At 55.5% G+C, this 14,892-nt stretch carries 14 protein-coding genes; 6 read left to right on the top strand and 8 right to left on the bottom strand.

What is annotated here, in order from left to right; translation table 11 throughout:
- Nucleotides 1-309: 309 nt before the first annotated feature.
- Complete coding sequence (locus MY052_RS01295) at nt 310-819, bottom strand: phenolic acid decarboxylase (protein ID WP_202218056.1); 510 nt, start codon at nt 817-819, stop codon at nt 310-312.
- A gap of 96 nt (nt 820-915) precedes the next feature.
- Here MY052_RS01295 and MY052_RS01290 point away from each other — a divergent pair, with 96 nt between their 5' ends.
- Nucleotides 916-1,779 carry a LysR family transcriptional regulator gene (locus MY052_RS01290; RefSeq protein ID WP_035894831.1) on the top strand — a complete coding sequence of 288 codons (864 nt, stop codon included), beginning with the start codon at nt 916-918 and terminating at the stop codon, nt 1,777-1,779.
- A gap of 4 nt (nt 1,780-1,783) precedes the next feature.
- Here MY052_RS01290 and MY052_RS01285 read toward each other — a convergent pair whose 3' ends face one another.
- Entirely contained in the window at nt 1,784-2,974 is a 1,191-nt protein-coding gene (locus MY052_RS01285; protein ID WP_248538087.1) for a BaiN/RdsA family NAD(P)/FAD-dependent oxidoreductase, read from the bottom strand.
- 230 nt (nt 2,975-3,204) lie between these two features.
- Here MY052_RS01285 and pitA point away from each other — a divergent pair, with 230 nt between their 5' ends.
- The gene (pitA, locus tag MY052_RS01280) at nt 3,205-4,692 is read left to right on the top strand and encodes an inorganic phosphate transporter PitA (RefSeq protein ID WP_035894833.1); all 1,488 of its coding nucleotides are present in this window, start codon (nt 3,205-3,207) and stop codon (nt 4,690-4,692) included.
- A gap of 55 nt (nt 4,693-4,747) precedes the next feature.
- On the opposite strand, the gene uspB is transcribed toward pitA, so the two are convergent.
- Nucleotides 4,748-5,083 carry a universal stress protein UspB gene (gene uspB, locus MY052_RS01275; RefSeq protein WP_248538086.1) on the bottom strand — a complete coding sequence of 112 codons (336 nt, stop codon included), beginning with the start codon at nt 5,081-5,083 and terminating at the stop codon, nt 4,748-4,750.
- Between the two features lie 382 nt (nt 5,084-5,465).
- Here uspB and uspA point away from each other — a divergent pair, with 382 nt between their 5' ends.
- On the top strand, nt 5,466-5,903 hold the full coding sequence (gene uspA, locus MY052_RS01270) for a universal stress protein UspA (RefSeq protein ID WP_035894835.1): 438 nt from the start codon (nt 5,466-5,468) through the stop codon (nt 5,901-5,903).
- A 51-nt stretch (nt 5,904-5,954) separates the two neighbouring features.
- Here the strand turns inward: uspA and MY052_RS01265 are convergent, their stop codons facing one another.
- Nucleotides 5,955-6,458 carry an RrF2 family transcriptional regulator gene (locus MY052_RS01265; RefSeq protein ID WP_035894836.1) on the bottom strand — a complete coding sequence of 168 codons (504 nt, stop codon included), beginning with the start codon at nt 6,456-6,458 and terminating at the stop codon, nt 5,955-5,957.
- Nucleotides 6,459-6,691: 233 nt separating this feature from the next.
- On the opposite strand from MY052_RS01265, the gene MY052_RS01260 reads away from it, so the two are divergent.
- Nucleotides 6,692-7,891, top strand: coding sequence for an NAD(P)/FAD-dependent oxidoreductase (locus MY052_RS01260; RefSeq protein WP_248538085.1), 1,200 nt, complete (start codon nt 6,692-6,694; stop codon nt 7,889-7,891).
- 115 nt (nt 7,892-8,006) lie between these two features.
- On the opposite strand, the gene rsmJ is transcribed toward MY052_RS01260, so the two are convergent.
- From rsmJ to MY052_RS01245, 3 genes are all read right to left on the bottom strand, one after another.
- Entirely contained in the window at nt 8,007-8,759 is a 753-nt protein-coding gene (gene rsmJ / locus MY052_RS01255) for a 16S rRNA (guanine(1516)-N(2))-methyltransferase RsmJ (RefSeq protein ID WP_248538084.1), read from the bottom strand.
- Between the two features lie 7 nt (nt 8,760-8,766).
- Entirely contained in the window at nt 8,767-10,809 is a 2,043-nt protein-coding gene (prlC, locus tag MY052_RS01250) for an oligopeptidase A (protein WP_035893886.1), read from the bottom strand.
- 85 nt (nt 10,810-10,894) lie between these two features.
- On the bottom strand, nt 10,895-11,509 hold the full coding sequence (locus MY052_RS01245; RefSeq protein WP_248538083.1) for a LysE family translocator: 615 nt from the start codon (nt 11,507-11,509) through the stop codon (nt 10,895-10,897).
- A gap of 120 nt (nt 11,510-11,629) precedes the next feature.
- On the opposite strand from MY052_RS01245, the gene MY052_RS01240 reads away from it, so the two are divergent.
- Entirely contained in the window at nt 11,630-12,523 is an 894-nt protein-coding gene (locus MY052_RS01240; protein WP_248538082.1) for a LysR family transcriptional regulator, read from the top strand.
- Here MY052_RS01240 and MY052_RS01235 read toward each other — a convergent pair whose 3' ends face one another.
- Nucleotides 12,524-13,795, bottom strand: coding sequence for an acid phosphatase (locus MY052_RS01235; protein WP_202217022.1), 1,272 nt, complete (start codon nt 13,793-13,795; stop codon nt 12,524-12,526).
- A 193-nt stretch (nt 13,796-13,988) separates the two neighbouring features.
- Here MY052_RS01235 and MY052_RS01230 point away from each other — a divergent pair, with 193 nt between their 5' ends.
- Entirely contained in the window at nt 13,989-14,831 is an 843-nt protein-coding gene (locus tag MY052_RS01230; RefSeq protein WP_202217021.1) for a 23S rRNA (adenine(2030)-N(6))-methyltransferase RlmJ, read from the top strand.
- Nucleotides 14,832-14,892 lie beyond the last annotated feature (61 nt).

The following is a 14,892-nucleotide window of genomic DNA, read 5'->3' as shown; positions in this document are numbered from 1 at the left end:
AATCAGGAATAGATAGACGTGATAATTAAACCTACAACATTGAATTGCAGTAAAAGTATCAGTGTTATCTTAGGATAAGATTAAGAAAGAAATACGGATTCATGCAATAAATGATTAATAAACAAAATCAATACTTTATAAAGGTCATTGTTCTCACTGAATTTTTGTAAAAAAAAAGCCCAGTTTGCATTGAAACTGGGCTCAGACTCACATAATTCAACGTTTTCTAAACAAGTACTTTATTTATGGCTCATTTTAATATCCGTTGAATATTAGTGTAATAAATAACGCGTATTGCTGTGGTAAGCCCTAGCGTAAATTAGCAGGGAAATCTTTCGGCAATTCGCTCGCCGCGCAGTTAATTACGCTGTCGTTATTGGCCCCACAGTCGCGAACGAAGGTAATCGTTGCAAATTCATCAATAACTTCTGTTGGATAGGCCGGGCCTGCATCACGATAGCTATTCATCAGCGGAATGTGATCATTCTGGAAGCACACGGTTTTTTCCGGATTGTTCATCACCCAACGTGGGAAGAAGATGGTGCCGTGGAACAGTTTGTCGCCCAGGTTTGCAATCAGGCTCACATCGGTACCGGTCGGTTCAGTCCAGGAAATTTTGTAGATGTTTTCACCTACGCGGACAATATACGCCTGCTGGTCTTTCACCCAACGATTCGCCACGATGCCGCTGTGGATACGGTAATCCAGAGTGTGGTCGTTTTTGACGTAAATTTCGTAGTTCCAGCCGTTATCGTAGGTATAGACCAGATGTTTGCCAACGAAACCGCTCAAATCGTGTTTATCAAAGTTGCTCATGATTAAATCTCCTTGTGTCGATGCAGAGATCTTATTGCTTTAAAAAATAAATGAATAACGCTATGTTTTAATGAAACCCATCTACTTTTTGAATCAATTATGCACAAGACAACGCTGGAACAATGGGCGCTGCTGGAGAAGGTGGTAGCGCTCGGGAGCTTTGCCAAAGCGGCGGAAGAGACCCATCGCAGCCAGTCGTCGGTGAGCTACAACCTGGCGCTATTACAAGAGCGTCTCGGCGTGGCGCTGCTGATTCCGGAAGGCCGCCGTGCGGTATTAACCCCGGCAGGCGAACTGCTGCTGGCCCAGGTCAAACCGCTACTGAAGGCCTTTGCCTGGGTAGAGACCCGCGCAGCCACACTGCGCGAAGGTATGCGCACCCGGCTGGATTTAGTGGTCGACAGTATTTTCCCGCGTGAGCGGCTGTTTGCCATTTTGCGCCAGTTTCAGCAGCGCTATCCGCAGACGCAGGTGCGCTTAACTGAAGTGCTGGAGAACGCCAGCGGCAACGATGCCATTCAGGCCGAGGCAGACGTGATGGTGCTGACCCGCCGCCAGGACATTACCGGGCGCGGCGAATGGTTGATGAACATTGATTTTGTTGCCGTCGCCCATCGCGATCATCCCCTTTTCCAGCACGAAGAGACGCTCAGCGATGAGCACCTTCGCGCCTGGCCGCTGATCCGCATCGCCGATAACAACAGTGACCAACAGGCCGAACGCGACGCGTGGACCTTTTCGACTATTGATGCGGCCATCGATGCGGTGATGTATCAGGTAGGATACGGCTGGCTGCCGGAGGAGAGAATTCAGAACGAACTGGCGCAGGGAATTTTAAAGACGCTGCCGCTTAGCCACGGCGTACGGCGCGCCACGCCGCTGCATCTGATCGTCAAACGGGATTTAGCCCCGCTCGACGAACAGGTGGAGATGCTGCTGCGGCTCTTTAGCCAGCAGAATTAATGGCTTATTCCGCCAGCGCTTGGGCACAGGCCCAGGCGCTGGACCACGCCCACTGGAAGTTATAGCCGCCCAGCCAGCCGGTCACGTCCATCACTTCGCCAATGAAGTAGAGCCCCGGCGCTTTTTTCGCTTCCATGGTGCGCGAAGAAAGTTCGTTGGTGTCTACGCCGCCCAGCGTCACTTCCGCCGTGCGATAGCCCTCGGTGCCGTTTGGCTGCACGCGCCAGTCGGTCAGCGTATCGACCAGCGTTTGCTGATCGCGGATATTAAGCTGTTTGAGCGTGACGTCCGGGATTTGCCCAAGCTGTTGCAGGCACTCGACAAGCCGTTTTGGTAGCTGCATCGCCAGCGTATTTTTCAGGCTCTGGTTCGGGTGCTCGGCGCGCTGCACGTCGAGGAAATCCGCCAGGTCGATATCCGGCAGTAAATTAATGCTCACGAACTCACCCGCCTGCCAATAGCTTGAGATTTGCAGCACTGCGGGGCCAGATAGTCCGCGGTGGGTGAAAAGCAGACTTTCGCGGAATACCGTGCCGTCCTGCGCGGTGATGACCGACGGCACCGACACGCCAGACAATACCTGTAGCTGTTCGAGCATCGGTTTATGCAGAGTGAATGGCACCAGGCCCGCGCGGGTTGGCAATACTTTCAGACCAAACTGCTCGGCCACCTTATAGCCGAAAGGCGTCGCCCCGAGTCCCGGCATCGACAGGCCACCGCTGGCAATGACCAGCTTATTGGCCGACACTTCATCACCGTTAAGCACAAGCGTGTAGCCCTCGTCATCACGGGTGACGCTCAGGATTTCACTTCTCAGACGCGTGGTGACATTGCCCTTTTCGCACTCGGCAACCAGCATCGCCACGATTTGATCGGCGGAGTCATCGCAGAAAAGCTGCCCGAGAGTCTTTTCATGCCAGGCAATGCCGTGCTTACCGACCATGTCGATAAAGTCCCATTGGGTATAGCGCGCTAGCGCAGATTTGCAGAAATGCGGGTTCTGGCTCAGATATGCCGCGGGTTCGACATAAAGGTTAGTAAAATTGCAGCGACCGCCGCCGGACATCAGGATTTTACGCCCCGGTTTCTTGCCGTTATCCAGCAGCAAAACGCGGCGCCCTGCCTGTCCAGCCATGGCGGCACAAAACATTCCTGCCGCTCCGGCACCCACTACAATGGCATCAAACCTTTCCACGCACTATCCTCAACTTAGGTATTGTCGGGAATTGTAAATTTTTCACCGAAGTCGTACCAGTGAAATATCCGCAAACCCGACTTATCCGATTGATACAAAATAAATAATTCTTTTCGACCTTTAAAATTACATGGATAAATATCAAAAAAAATAGAGATTTCACTTTGCCCGCGCCGCCAATGTCCCTGATAATGCCGCGCGTTCATGTCCTCAAAATGGCGTAACGTCCTATGTTACATTTGTTTGCTGGTCTGGATTTACATACCGGGCTGTTGTTAGTACTGGCACTGTTGTTTGTTCTTTTCTACGAAGCGATTAACGGCTTCCATGATACGGCTAACGCAGTGGCCACCGTAATTTATACCCGCGCCATGCGTTCGCAGCTTGCTGTTGCAATGGCCGCAATCTTTAACTTCTTCGGCGTTCTGTTGGGCGGCCTGAGTGTAGCTTATGCCATCGTGCATATGCTGCCGACGGATCTGTTGCTCAATATGGGCTCCGCTCACGGCCTCGCCATGGTCTTTTCCATGCTGTTGGCGGCTATTATCTGGAACCTCGGCACCTGGTACTTCGGTCTGCCTGCGTCCAGCTCCCACACGCTTATCGGTGCCATCATCGGTATTGGTTTAACCAATGCGCTGATGACCGGAACGTCCGTGGTTGATGCACTCAACATCCCGAAAGTGATTAACATTTTCGCGTCGTTGATCGTGTCGCCAATTGTGGGTCTGGTGTTTGCTGGCGGTCTGATTTTCGTGCTGCGTCGTTTCTGGAGCGGTACCAAAAAACGTGCTCGTATCCACCTGACTCCTGCTGAACGTGAAAAGAAAGACGGTAAGAAAAAGCCGCCGTTCTGGACTCGTATTGCTCTGATCCTCTCCGCAATTGGCGTGGCATTCTCCCACGGTGCGAACGATGGTCAGAAAGGCATTGGCCTGGTGATGCTGGTACTGATTGGCGTTGCTCCGGCAGGTTTCGTGGTTAACATGAACGCTTCCGGCTACGAAATCACCCGTACCCGCGATGCGGTCAACAACGTTGAAACCTTCTTCCAGCAGCGCCCTGAGCTGCTGCTGAAAGTACAAAACAGCGCTGACCCGTTAACCCCTGAAGCACTGCAAGCCACTGAGTTCCATTGTCACCCGGCGAACACCATGAACGCGCTTGACCGCACGAAGGCGATGCTGTCAGGAATCGAGAGCTACGATAAACTCTCGGTAGAGCAGCGTGGTCAGCTTCGTCGCATCATGCTCTGCATCTCTGACACCACCGATAAAGTGGCGAAGATGCCGGAAGTGAATGCCGACGATCAGCGTCTGTTGAAGAAACTGAAAACCGACATGCTGAGCACCATTGAGTACGCGCCAATCTGGATTATTATGGCCGTCGCACTGGCGCTGGGCATTGGTACCATGATCGGCTGGCGCCGTGTTGCTACCACTATCGGCGAGAAAATCGGTAAGAAAGGTATGACCTACGCACAGGGCATGGCCGCGCAGATGACCTCTGCGGTGTCCATCGGTCTGGCAAGTTATACCGGGATGCCGGTTTCCACGACGCACGTACTCTCCTCTTCCGTGGCGGGTACCATGCTGGTCGATGGCGGCGGGTTACAGCGTAAAACCGTGACCAACATCCTGATGGCCTGGGTCTTCACCCTGCCGGCCTCTATCATTCTGTCCGGCGTGCTGTACTGGATCTCGCTGAAGCTTATCTAAGCTCACAGTGATAAAAACATAAAAACGGGTCAGGAAACTGGCCCGTTTTTTTTACTCAGTGCCAAATCATCAAAACAATTAAGCTAATGACCACCAATCCACAAAGTGAACTGGTCAAAATAAACTGACGGCGAACGCGCTCACAGCGACGGATAAACTCATCGTCGTGATGGTCGCGGTAACGCTGCCCGTAGATGTACCAGACCAGACGCATCTGCTTGCCCGGCTGGCCGTGAGAGGTGAAAAAACCACCGCCATCGACATACTGATAGAGCAAGGGATCGCAACCTCGTAGTACAACCAATAACGCACGTAACGATGAGAAGTAACGTGCCATATTCACCACACAAACGACACACAGGGCCCAAAACAGCGCAATTGTGCTGATCATAACTCCTCCCCGGCGACCAGCCCTCAGAGATATCCCCCAGGGCATACCGCTCCCCAATTTCCCACCAACACCTCAGTAAAAGAGTGCGATTCCGATCACGTTTATTTATTCGACCGGCTCATTAAATAGTGTAGGAGATCAGTTAAATTTTTTACCACAAGGTTAATCGTTATCAATACGTAAGATGGAAAAATTTGTTTAACTAATTGGCGAACCGGATGCATTGACGGCGCCCCAAGGCCAATATAAGGTAGAAATATCTTCTACAATTAGGTCTTTAAGGGCAAACCCCGCGCAGATAGCACGCAGGACGCGGGCAAGGGACAGCGCATGGGCTGTCTGGTCCAACAGTCATCGACAACTTTATGGAAGGAGTAACACTATGGCTTACAAACACATTCTTATCGCCGTCGACCTTTCACCAGAGAGCAAAGTACTGGTAGAGAAAGCGGTATCAATGGCTCGCCCTTACAATGCGAAAGTCTCTCTGATTCACGTTGACGTGAACTATTCCGATCTCTACACCGGGCTGATTGACGTCAATCTGGGCGACATGCAGAAACGAATCTCCGAAGAGACTCACCACGCGCTGAGCGAACTCTCTACTGGTGCAGGCTACCCAATCACCGAAACCCTGAGCGGTAGCGGCGACCTGGGTCAGGTGCTGGTTGATGCTATCAAGAAATACGATATGGACCTGGTTGTCTGCGGTCATCACCAGGATTTCTGGAGCAAACTGATGTCTTCTGCTCGTCAGCTTATCAACACCGTTCACGTTGATATGCTGATTGTTCCGCTGCGCGACGACGAAGAAGAATAAATCTCTCATCGAGCATCGTGAAAACGCCTGCCTATGCAGGCGTTTTTATTTCTAGCCTTTGCGCCCGGCAATCCACTCCTGCACTTCCACCACGAAGGTGTCAGGCGCTTTGCGGTACATCTTACGCGCCAGGTCCAGAATCGTATGCTGGCCTAACGCCTCTTCCATTCGCTGCTGCGCCATGTCCATCACCGAACGCACGCCGCAGATACCTTCGCAGGCCCACTCCGGCGGCTGCTCATCAAAGACCGCCAGACGCTGACGAATTTCCCGGCACTCGAAAATACGCTTATCGCCGTCAATAGCGTTGACCACGTCCAGTACCGTAATGTCCTCAGCCGGTTTCGCCAGCTGAAAACCGCCGCCCTTCCCTTCGATGCTGCGCACCAGCCCGGCTTTCGACAGGCGGGTAAAGATTTTGGCCAGATAGTCATAGGGCACGCTTTGCAGCTCAGCAATTTCGCGCACGCTCATATCGCGGGCATCCCCTTTGCCGTCCACCATGCACATCAGACTATGTATGCCGTACTCAACCCCAGAACTGTAGAATGCCATGCGCTCTTATCTCAGCCAAAATGAATCTGAGTTATTGTAGCTTTTTCGCCAGACGCATTCCAGACAGCAAGCATAAATACCGAGCAATTAAAAATTTAATTAATTAAATATCAAATAGATAAAATCAAAATGTGTCTTCTGGTGCGATTACCGACACGAATCACATTGCAATCCTTAACTACGACCAATAAAATCCTAGTCAATTAATCGTAGTGAACAGTGAGACAAACCTAATGCGTAAACAAATTCTGATCGTCGGTGCCGGTTTTGCCGGTATGTGGGCAGCGCTGAGCGCCGCGCGTCTGGCAGACAAACACCAGCAGGCCGTTGATATTACGGTGATTGCGCCACAGCCGGAGCTGCGCGTTCGTCCGCGTTTTTATGAAAGCCACGTTCAGACGCTGGTTTCGCCACTGATGCCGCTGTTCGACGTCACCGGCGTTAAATTCCTGCGCGGCACCGTTGAGCAGATCCTTCCGGCCTCGAAAGAGGTGAGCTGGAAAGACGAGAACGGTGAAGTGCGTCTGCGCCGTTACGACCGTCTGGTGCTTGCCAGCGGCAGCCACGTCAACCGCGATATCGTTGCCGGTGCCGCCGAACATGCGTTCGACCTTGACCAACTGGAAAGCGCGACGGTGCTGGAGCAGCATCTGAAAGATCTGGCCGGCCAGCCTGAGAGCGACGCGCGTAACACCGTAGTCGTGTGCGGCGGCGGCTTCACCGGGATTGAGATGGCGCTGGAGCTTCCGGGCCGTCTGCGTGAAATTCTGGGTGAAGATGCTAAGACCAGAGTTGTCGTAGTTGAGCGCGGCGCGCAGCCGGGCGGGCGCTGGAGCAAAGAGTTACGCGATGTGATTATCGAAGCCTCTGCCGAGCTGGGCGTGGAGTGGCTGGTGAATGCGGAAGTGGAAAGCGTGGATGCGTCCGGCGTAACGCTGAAAGATGGGCAGGTTATTGCCTCCCAGACCATTATCTGGACCGTCGGCGTTCAGGCTAATGGTCTGACGGCGCAGATTGATGCGCCGCGCGACCACCAGGGTCGTCTGCACGTGAACGCAAATCTTCAGGTTGAAGGGCACGAAGACATTTACGCCACCGGCGACGTCGCCTACGCAGCCACCGACGATAAGGGCAACCATGCGCTGATGACCTGCCAGCACGCCATTCTGCTAGGCAAATTTGCCGGTAACAACGTGGCAGCAAGCCTGTTGAATGTCGCCCCGCTGCCGTATCGTCAGGAGATGTACGTTACCTGTCTGGATCTGGGTGCATGGGGTGCGGTGTACAGTGAAGGCTGGGATCAGCAGGTAAAGCTGACGCGTGAAGAGGCGAAGAAGCTGAAAGTGTCGATTGTCAGCGAACTGATTTATCCACCGAAAGCGGATCGTGCAGTGGCGTTTGAGATTGCGGACCCGCTGGCACCGTTTGTTTAAGATTGTGCAAGCCCCCTCACCCCGGCCCTCTCCCCATAGGGGCGAGGGGGAAAGGCAGAGAGTGCAGGCCGCGCGGTCGATCCCCTCTCCCCTTTGGGGAGAGGGTTAGGGGAAATTACTCCGCCGTCCCCGCATAAATATCAAACCGATGCCCTTTGGTGACCACCGCATTCGGTGTCGCCACGTCCGCCAGCGGCGGCGCGTAATCCGGGCGTTTCACCACCACGCGTTTGGTTGCCAGCTGACGCGCCGGTTCCAGCAGACCATCCGCATCCAGATCCGGTCCCACCAGCGACTGAAACACGCGCATCTCTTTTTTCACCAGCGCGCTTTTCTGCTTATGCGGGAACATCGGGTCAAGATACACCACCTGCGGACGCGGGGTGATATCCGTTAACGCCGTCAGGCTGGAGGCATGAATCAGCTGTAGCCGCTCCTGCAACCACGGGCCAATTTCCGGGTCGGCGTAACCGCGCGCCAGGCCATCGTCGAGCAATGCCGCCACCACCGGGTTACGCTCCAGCATCCGCACTCGGCAGCCAACGGAAGCCAGCACGAACGCATCACGCCCCAACCCCGCCGTCGCATCCACCACGTCAGGCAGATAGCCGCCTTTCACGCCCACGGCTTTCGCCACCGCTTCACCGCGACCGCCGCCGAATTTACGCCGGTGCGCCATCGCCCCGCCGACAAAATCCACGAAGATGCCGCCAAGCTTTGGCTCGTCGCGTTTACGCAGTTCCAGATGCTCCGGCGTCATCACCAGCGCCATCAGGTTGTCGTCGTCCTGTTCCAGCCCCCAGCGGGTGGCAAGAACAGATAAGGCGCCGTCTCCGGCGCCCGTTTCATCAAGTAGACAAATTTTCACGAACGAGTTAACCCTTGATGCCGTAGTGCTCAAGCATCGCATCAAGCTGCGGTTCACGGCCACGGAAGCGTTTGAACAGCGCCATTGGCTCTTCAGAACCACCGCGGGTCAGGATGTTATCGAGGAACGACTGCCCGGTCTGACGGTTGAAGATCCCTTCTTCCTCAAAGCGAGAGAAGGCATCTGCCGCCAGCACGTCGGCCCACAGGTAGCTGTAGTAGCCTGCCGCATAGCCACCCGCAAAGATGTGGCTGAAAGCGTGCGGGAAACGACCCCAAGTTGGACCTGGTACCACGGCGACCTGTTTCTTGATTTCGGCCAGCGTCTCAAGCACTTTCGCGCCCTGCTGCGGGTCATACTGGGCGTGCAGGCGGAAGTCGAACAGACCGAACTCCAGTTGACGCAGGATAAACAGCGCCGCCTGGTAGTTTTTCGCCGCCAGCATTTTATCCAGCAGTTCCTTCGGCAGCGGTTCGCCGGTTTCATAGTGGCCGGAGATAAACGCCAGCGCTTCCGGCTCCCAGCACCAGTTTTCCATAAACTGGCTTGGCAGTTCGACGGCATCCCATGGCACCCCGCTGATACCGGAAACACCAGCGGTTTCGATGCGGGTCAGCATATGATGCAGGCCGTGACCAAACTCGTGGAACAGGGTGATCACTTCGTCATGGGTAAACAGCGCCGGTTTGCCGTTCACCGGGCGGTTAAAGTTACAGGTCAGGTAGGCGACCGGTTTTTGCAGCGTGCCGTCGAGTTTACGCATCTGGCCGACACAGTCATCCATCCACGCCCCGCCGCGCTTGTGCTCGCGGGCGTACAGGTCGAGGTAGAAGCTGCCGCGCAGTTCGTTGCTTTCGTCATACAGCTCGAAGAAGCGCACTTCCGGATTCCAGACGTCAACGTCGGTACGCTCTTTGGCGGTGATGCCGTAAATGCGCTTAACCACTTCGAACAGACCGTTAACGGCCTTGTTTTCCGGGAAGTACGGGCGCAGCTGCTCGTCGCTGATGCTGTAGAGGTGCTGCTTCTGTTTTTCGCTGTAGTAGGCGATATCCCACGGTTGCAGTTCATCAACGCCAAATTCGGCTTTGGCGAAGGCGCGCAGCTGGGCCAGCTCTTTTTCACCCTGCGGACGGGCCCGTTTGGCCAGATCGGTCAGGAAGTCGAGCACCTGCTGTGGGTTTTCCGCCATTTTGGTGGCGAGCGATTTAAAGGCGTAGCTTTCAAAGCCCAGCAGCTGAGCCAGCTCGTGGCGCAGCGCCAGAATTTCTTCCATCACCGGCGTGTTATCCCACTTCCCGGCGTTCGGTCCCTGGTCGGAGGCGCGAGTGGAGTAGGCGCGGTACAGTTCTTCACGAAGCGCCTGGTTGTCGCAGTAGGTCATCACCGGCAGGTAGCTTGGGATATCCAGCGTCAGCAGGTAACCTTCTTGCTCTTTGGCTTCAGCCTGGGCTTTCGCCGCGGCCAGCGCGCTTTCCGGCATGCCAGAAAGTTCAGATTCATCGGCAACCAGCTTGCTCCAGCCCATGGTGGCATCGAGCACGTTGTTGCTGTACTGGTTGCCAAGCTCTGACAGACGCGTCGCAATTTCGCCGTAGCGCTGCTGCTTCTCTTTCGGCAGACCGATGCCGGACAGTTCAAAATCACGCAGCGCGTTATCGACCGCTTTTTTCTGTGCGGTGTTCAGCGTGGCGTAGTTATCGCCATCACGCAGGTCGCGGTAGGCGTTGTAAAGCCCTTCGTTTTGACCGACCCAAGTGCTGTATTCCGACAGCAGCGGCAGCGTCTGCTCATAGGCTTCACGCAGCTCCGGGCTGTTTTTGACCGAGTTCAGGTGGCTCACCGGCGAGAAAATACGCCCCAGCACGTCGTCCACTTCCGCCAACGGCTGGCAGAGGTTTTCCCAGCTATACGGCCCGCCCTGCGCCACTACGCGTTCCACATTCTCACGACAGTCGTTCAGTGCTTTGGTCACGGCAGGGACAACATGTTCGGGCTGAATCTGGGAAAACGGCGGTAGGTCGAAGGGGGTCAGTAATGGATTGGTCATATGCGCAGTCCTGGTCTAAGAAAGAAATGAAGCGCTCATCGGCGCTTTAGCGATAGATCTAGAATGGGGGATAGTTGGGGGAATTTCAATGATAGTGGGCACTCATTTCACCGACGTTGTAAACGATGCCGAACAGCGCAACGGCCAGTAAAAACAGCGCGGAGAGGCGTTCGAGGCGAAGCGCATACTTTCCTGACAGCAAGCGTTGAACCGTCAGGATATAGAGCGACAACACGGTAACATCAAACAGCACCCACACCAGCGAGAGCGTCAGCATGCTCAGCGTGAAGTCCTGCGTGACGGCAATAAACTGTGGGAAGAAGGCGACAAAAAAGAGGATGTCCTTCGGATTTGAAATACCAATAAGAAAGCCCTTCAGCAGGCCGCCGCGCGCAGGAGTCATCTGCACCTCCTGCGCCTTGTGCATCAAGCTGCTGATGGCGCTCCAGCCGATATAGAGCGAGCCCGCCATCCCCAGCAGCGACAGCATGACCGGTGACAATGCCACCACGCCGAGCAGCATCAGGGTTGCCAGCACAATCAGCACCAGCGACGCGGCGTTAGTTCCTATCACCGTGATAAACGCCCGGCGGCTGCCTTCCCGCGCGGCGGTTCCCGTGACCAGCGCCACCACCGGGCCGGGCGTTGCTAGCAGCAATAATACCGCCAGCATATAGGCGGCAAGTAACGTCAGATTCATGGTTTTTTCCTGATGATTAACAGACCTGCACGGCACACCCATTATTCGGCGCGGGCCGCGCATTGAAAAACGGAAAAAACTACGCTTCAATGTGAGTAAAACTCACAATAGAACATCACTATGTCGCTACCGCCGCTGTACGCCCTGCGCGCTTTTGAAGCCGCTGCTCGCTTAGGCTCCTTCAGCAAAGCCGCTGAATTACTCAACGTGACGCCCGGCGCGGTGAGCCGTCATGTCCGCACGCTGGAGCAATGGTTCGACTGCGCGCTCTTTCAGCGCCACGGGCCGCGCGTCACCGTCACCGATGCCGGACAAACGCTGGCGGCACAGCTCGGTGAGGGCTTTCAAAGTCTGGAGCGAGCCTGCGAGGCATTTGGTCATCGTCGTCGCGAGCTTCGCCTGAAAGCACCGTCCACGCTGACAATGCGCTGGCTGCTGGCAGCACTTCAACCGCTCACCTCACCGCAAATTGCGCTCTCCAGCGTGTGGATGGATACCGATACGGTTGATTTCAGCCGGGAACCCTACGACTGCGCCATTTTGCTGGGCGACGGCCAATTTGGTTCCGGGACACAAAGTCAGTTGCTGTTTGAAGAGTGGCTGATACCTATCTGTGCCCCCCAGATCTCCGCACAGGCCAGGAAAAATCTCGAGCGCTGCGAGCTGATTCACCCCTCACCGGATCGCCGCGACTGGCGGCGCTGGCTAAAACGAACCGGGCAATTCTCAACGCTGAATACCGCGCGCGGTAAGGTGTTCGATACCCTTGAGCAGGGCTATCTGGCCGCCATTGGTGGGCATGGGGTCGCCATTGGTGATTTGCTATTGAGCCAGGAGGCGCTCGCCAGCGGTCTGCTGACGCTGCCCTTTAACGACGCCGTCGCTACCGGGGATGGTTATTGGTTGGTGTGGCCGAAGGCTTCGGCGCAATCGCCGGAGATTGCAAGGCTACATGCACATTTAAAAAAGGCGATACCGCAGCCGGTACCGCCTTCCCTCAACATGCTGCGCTAATTAGTGCGGCTTTTTCGCCATTTCATAGGCGGCAGGCAGGTTCAGACGCTGCCAGAACTGCTGGTCAGCGGTGGTGCCTGACAGCGGATAACCCGCCGGCAGCGCGCTTTTCACCATCAGCGCGCGACGCTGTGCGGCAGAGAGATTCGGCAGCGCCGCTTCCAGCAGCACTTCAGCGCCCTGCGGCACCGTGATGGTCTGCTTCTCACCCTTCTGCTGCGGCAGGTCGTAGGTCATGGTAAAGCGGTAGAAATCGCGCATCGCCGGGTCGCGGTACGGGTCATCTTTACCCGCCGTTTTTGCGCATTCAGCCAGCGTCGTGCCGCACTCTTTCTCCAGCGCCGCGCGCAGTTGGTCGCGGGCTTCGTTAAACAGCGCGCGGAACTTCGCGTCGTTCAGGTAGTGGGCAACGTTACGCTGCGCCACCATGCGGGAGCCCATGACGTCCAGCGGGTAGTGCACGCCGAGCACGATACGCGAGTAGCCATAGCGCGCGCCGCGAGTCACCAGCGCGTCAAAACGCTCGGGGATCATCTCCGCCATCAGCAGCGCGTCGGTATAGCCGGTGTTGGTATGGCCGCTTGGGAATGAGCCGCCGTCGGCGGTATACGGATGGTTATCTTTAATCACCACATCGTCCGGCACCAGGTGAATGGTGTTGCCCTGAATCAGGAACGGACGCGGGTTATTGAAGTGTTTTTTCGCCGCGCTGGTGCTCACTTCGGAGGCTTTAATCAGCGCTGCCGCTTTGCTGAGCTCACCTTTGTCGTAGGCCGCGATAAACGCTTTGCCCAAACGTGGCCCCATTGCATCGCTCAGGAAGTAAAGGTGGTTGATGCCTTCCGCATCCGCCAGCGCCTGGTGGCGGGCAGTTTGGGTCGCATCACGGTTAATATCGGTCACCGTCGCCAGGTTCTGCTTCACTACCGTCTCAGGCAGGGCGCTGAACGCCGAGAGCAGTTCGATACCGGCCTGCTGGTTGGCTTTGGTCTGGAAGTCATAGCCACTGGCCTTGAGCCAGGCTTTATCGGCCTGCGTTTTGCTCTGCTTCGCTTTTTCCAGCTGGTCGCGGGTGAGCGTCGGCGCGTCGCCTTTCAGCGCCGCACGCAGCGCCGTCAGCGATTGCCCTTCCAGCGCGTCAAATGCCGGACTGACCGCCGTTGGCGTCACGGTGTTAGCGATTGTCGCCGCCTGATTCACGGAAACGTCTTTTGCCAGTACCGGCATTGCCAGCGCCATCGCAGCGGCCAGCAGTGTGATTTGCAGTTTCATTATTTTCCTTTTATTCAAACAATTACCTTGCCTGCCGTTGACGCTAAACCTGTCGTTTGACGTTTTTATGACACGTTCACGTTTTGCAACAGTATTGCCACAAATGGAAACGACGCAGCGCTACAGCGGTAATCTGCGCGGATCTGCGGTAAACTGTCAGCTATCTTGTTTAATTCCCGGAATATCCGCATCCATGCTCAGTTATCGCCACAGCTTTCACGCAGGCAACCACGCCGACGTTTTAAAACACACCGTTCAGAGTCTGATCATTGAATCGTTGAAAGAGAAAGAGAAACCGTTTCTCTATCTGGACACCCACGCCGGTGCAGGCCGCTATCAGCTGAGTGGCGAGCACGCCGAAAAAACCGGGGAATACCTGGAAGGAATCGCCCGCATCTGGCAGCAGGACGACCTGCCGGAAGAACTGGTGCCGTATATCTCCGTGGTGGAACACTTCAACCGCACCGGCCAGCTGCGCTACTACCCTGGCTCCCCGCTGATTGCCCGCCAGCTGCTGCGCGAGCAGGACAGCCTGCAGATGACCGAGCTACACCCGAGCGATTTCCCGCTGCTGCGCTCTGAATTCCAGAAAGATAACCGCGCCCGCGTTGATCGTGCCGACGGCTACCAGCAGCTGAAAGCCAAGCTGCCACCGGCTTCTCGTCGCGGCCTGATCCTTATCGACCCGCCGTACGAAATTAAAACCGACTACCAGGCGGTCGTGAGCGGTATCAACGATGGCTACAAGCGTTTTGCCACCGGCACCTATGCCCTGTGGTATCCGGTAGTGCTGCGCCAGCAAATCAAGCGCATGATCCGCGACCTCGAAGAGACCGGCATTCGCAAAATTCTGCAAATTGAGCTGGCGGTGCGTCCGGACAGCGATCAGCGCGGCATGACCGCTTCCGGCATGATTGTTATCAACCCGCCGTGGAAACTGGAAGCGCAGATGAACAACGTGCTGCCGTGGCTGCACAGCAAGCTGGTTCCGGCAGGTACCGGTCATACGCTGGTAAACTGGATCGTGCCGGAGTAATTGCAGGCATCGGTGGAACCTATCAGTTTCAGGTATACAATCGCGAGTATTTTGACGGGGA

The sequence above is a fragment of the Kluyvera ascorbata genome, assembly GCF_023195735.1.
Lineage (GTDB): Bacteria > Pseudomonadota > Gammaproteobacteria > Enterobacterales > Enterobacteriaceae > Kluyvera > Kluyvera ascorbata.
This window is presented reverse-complemented; position numbering and strand designations above follow the sequence as displayed.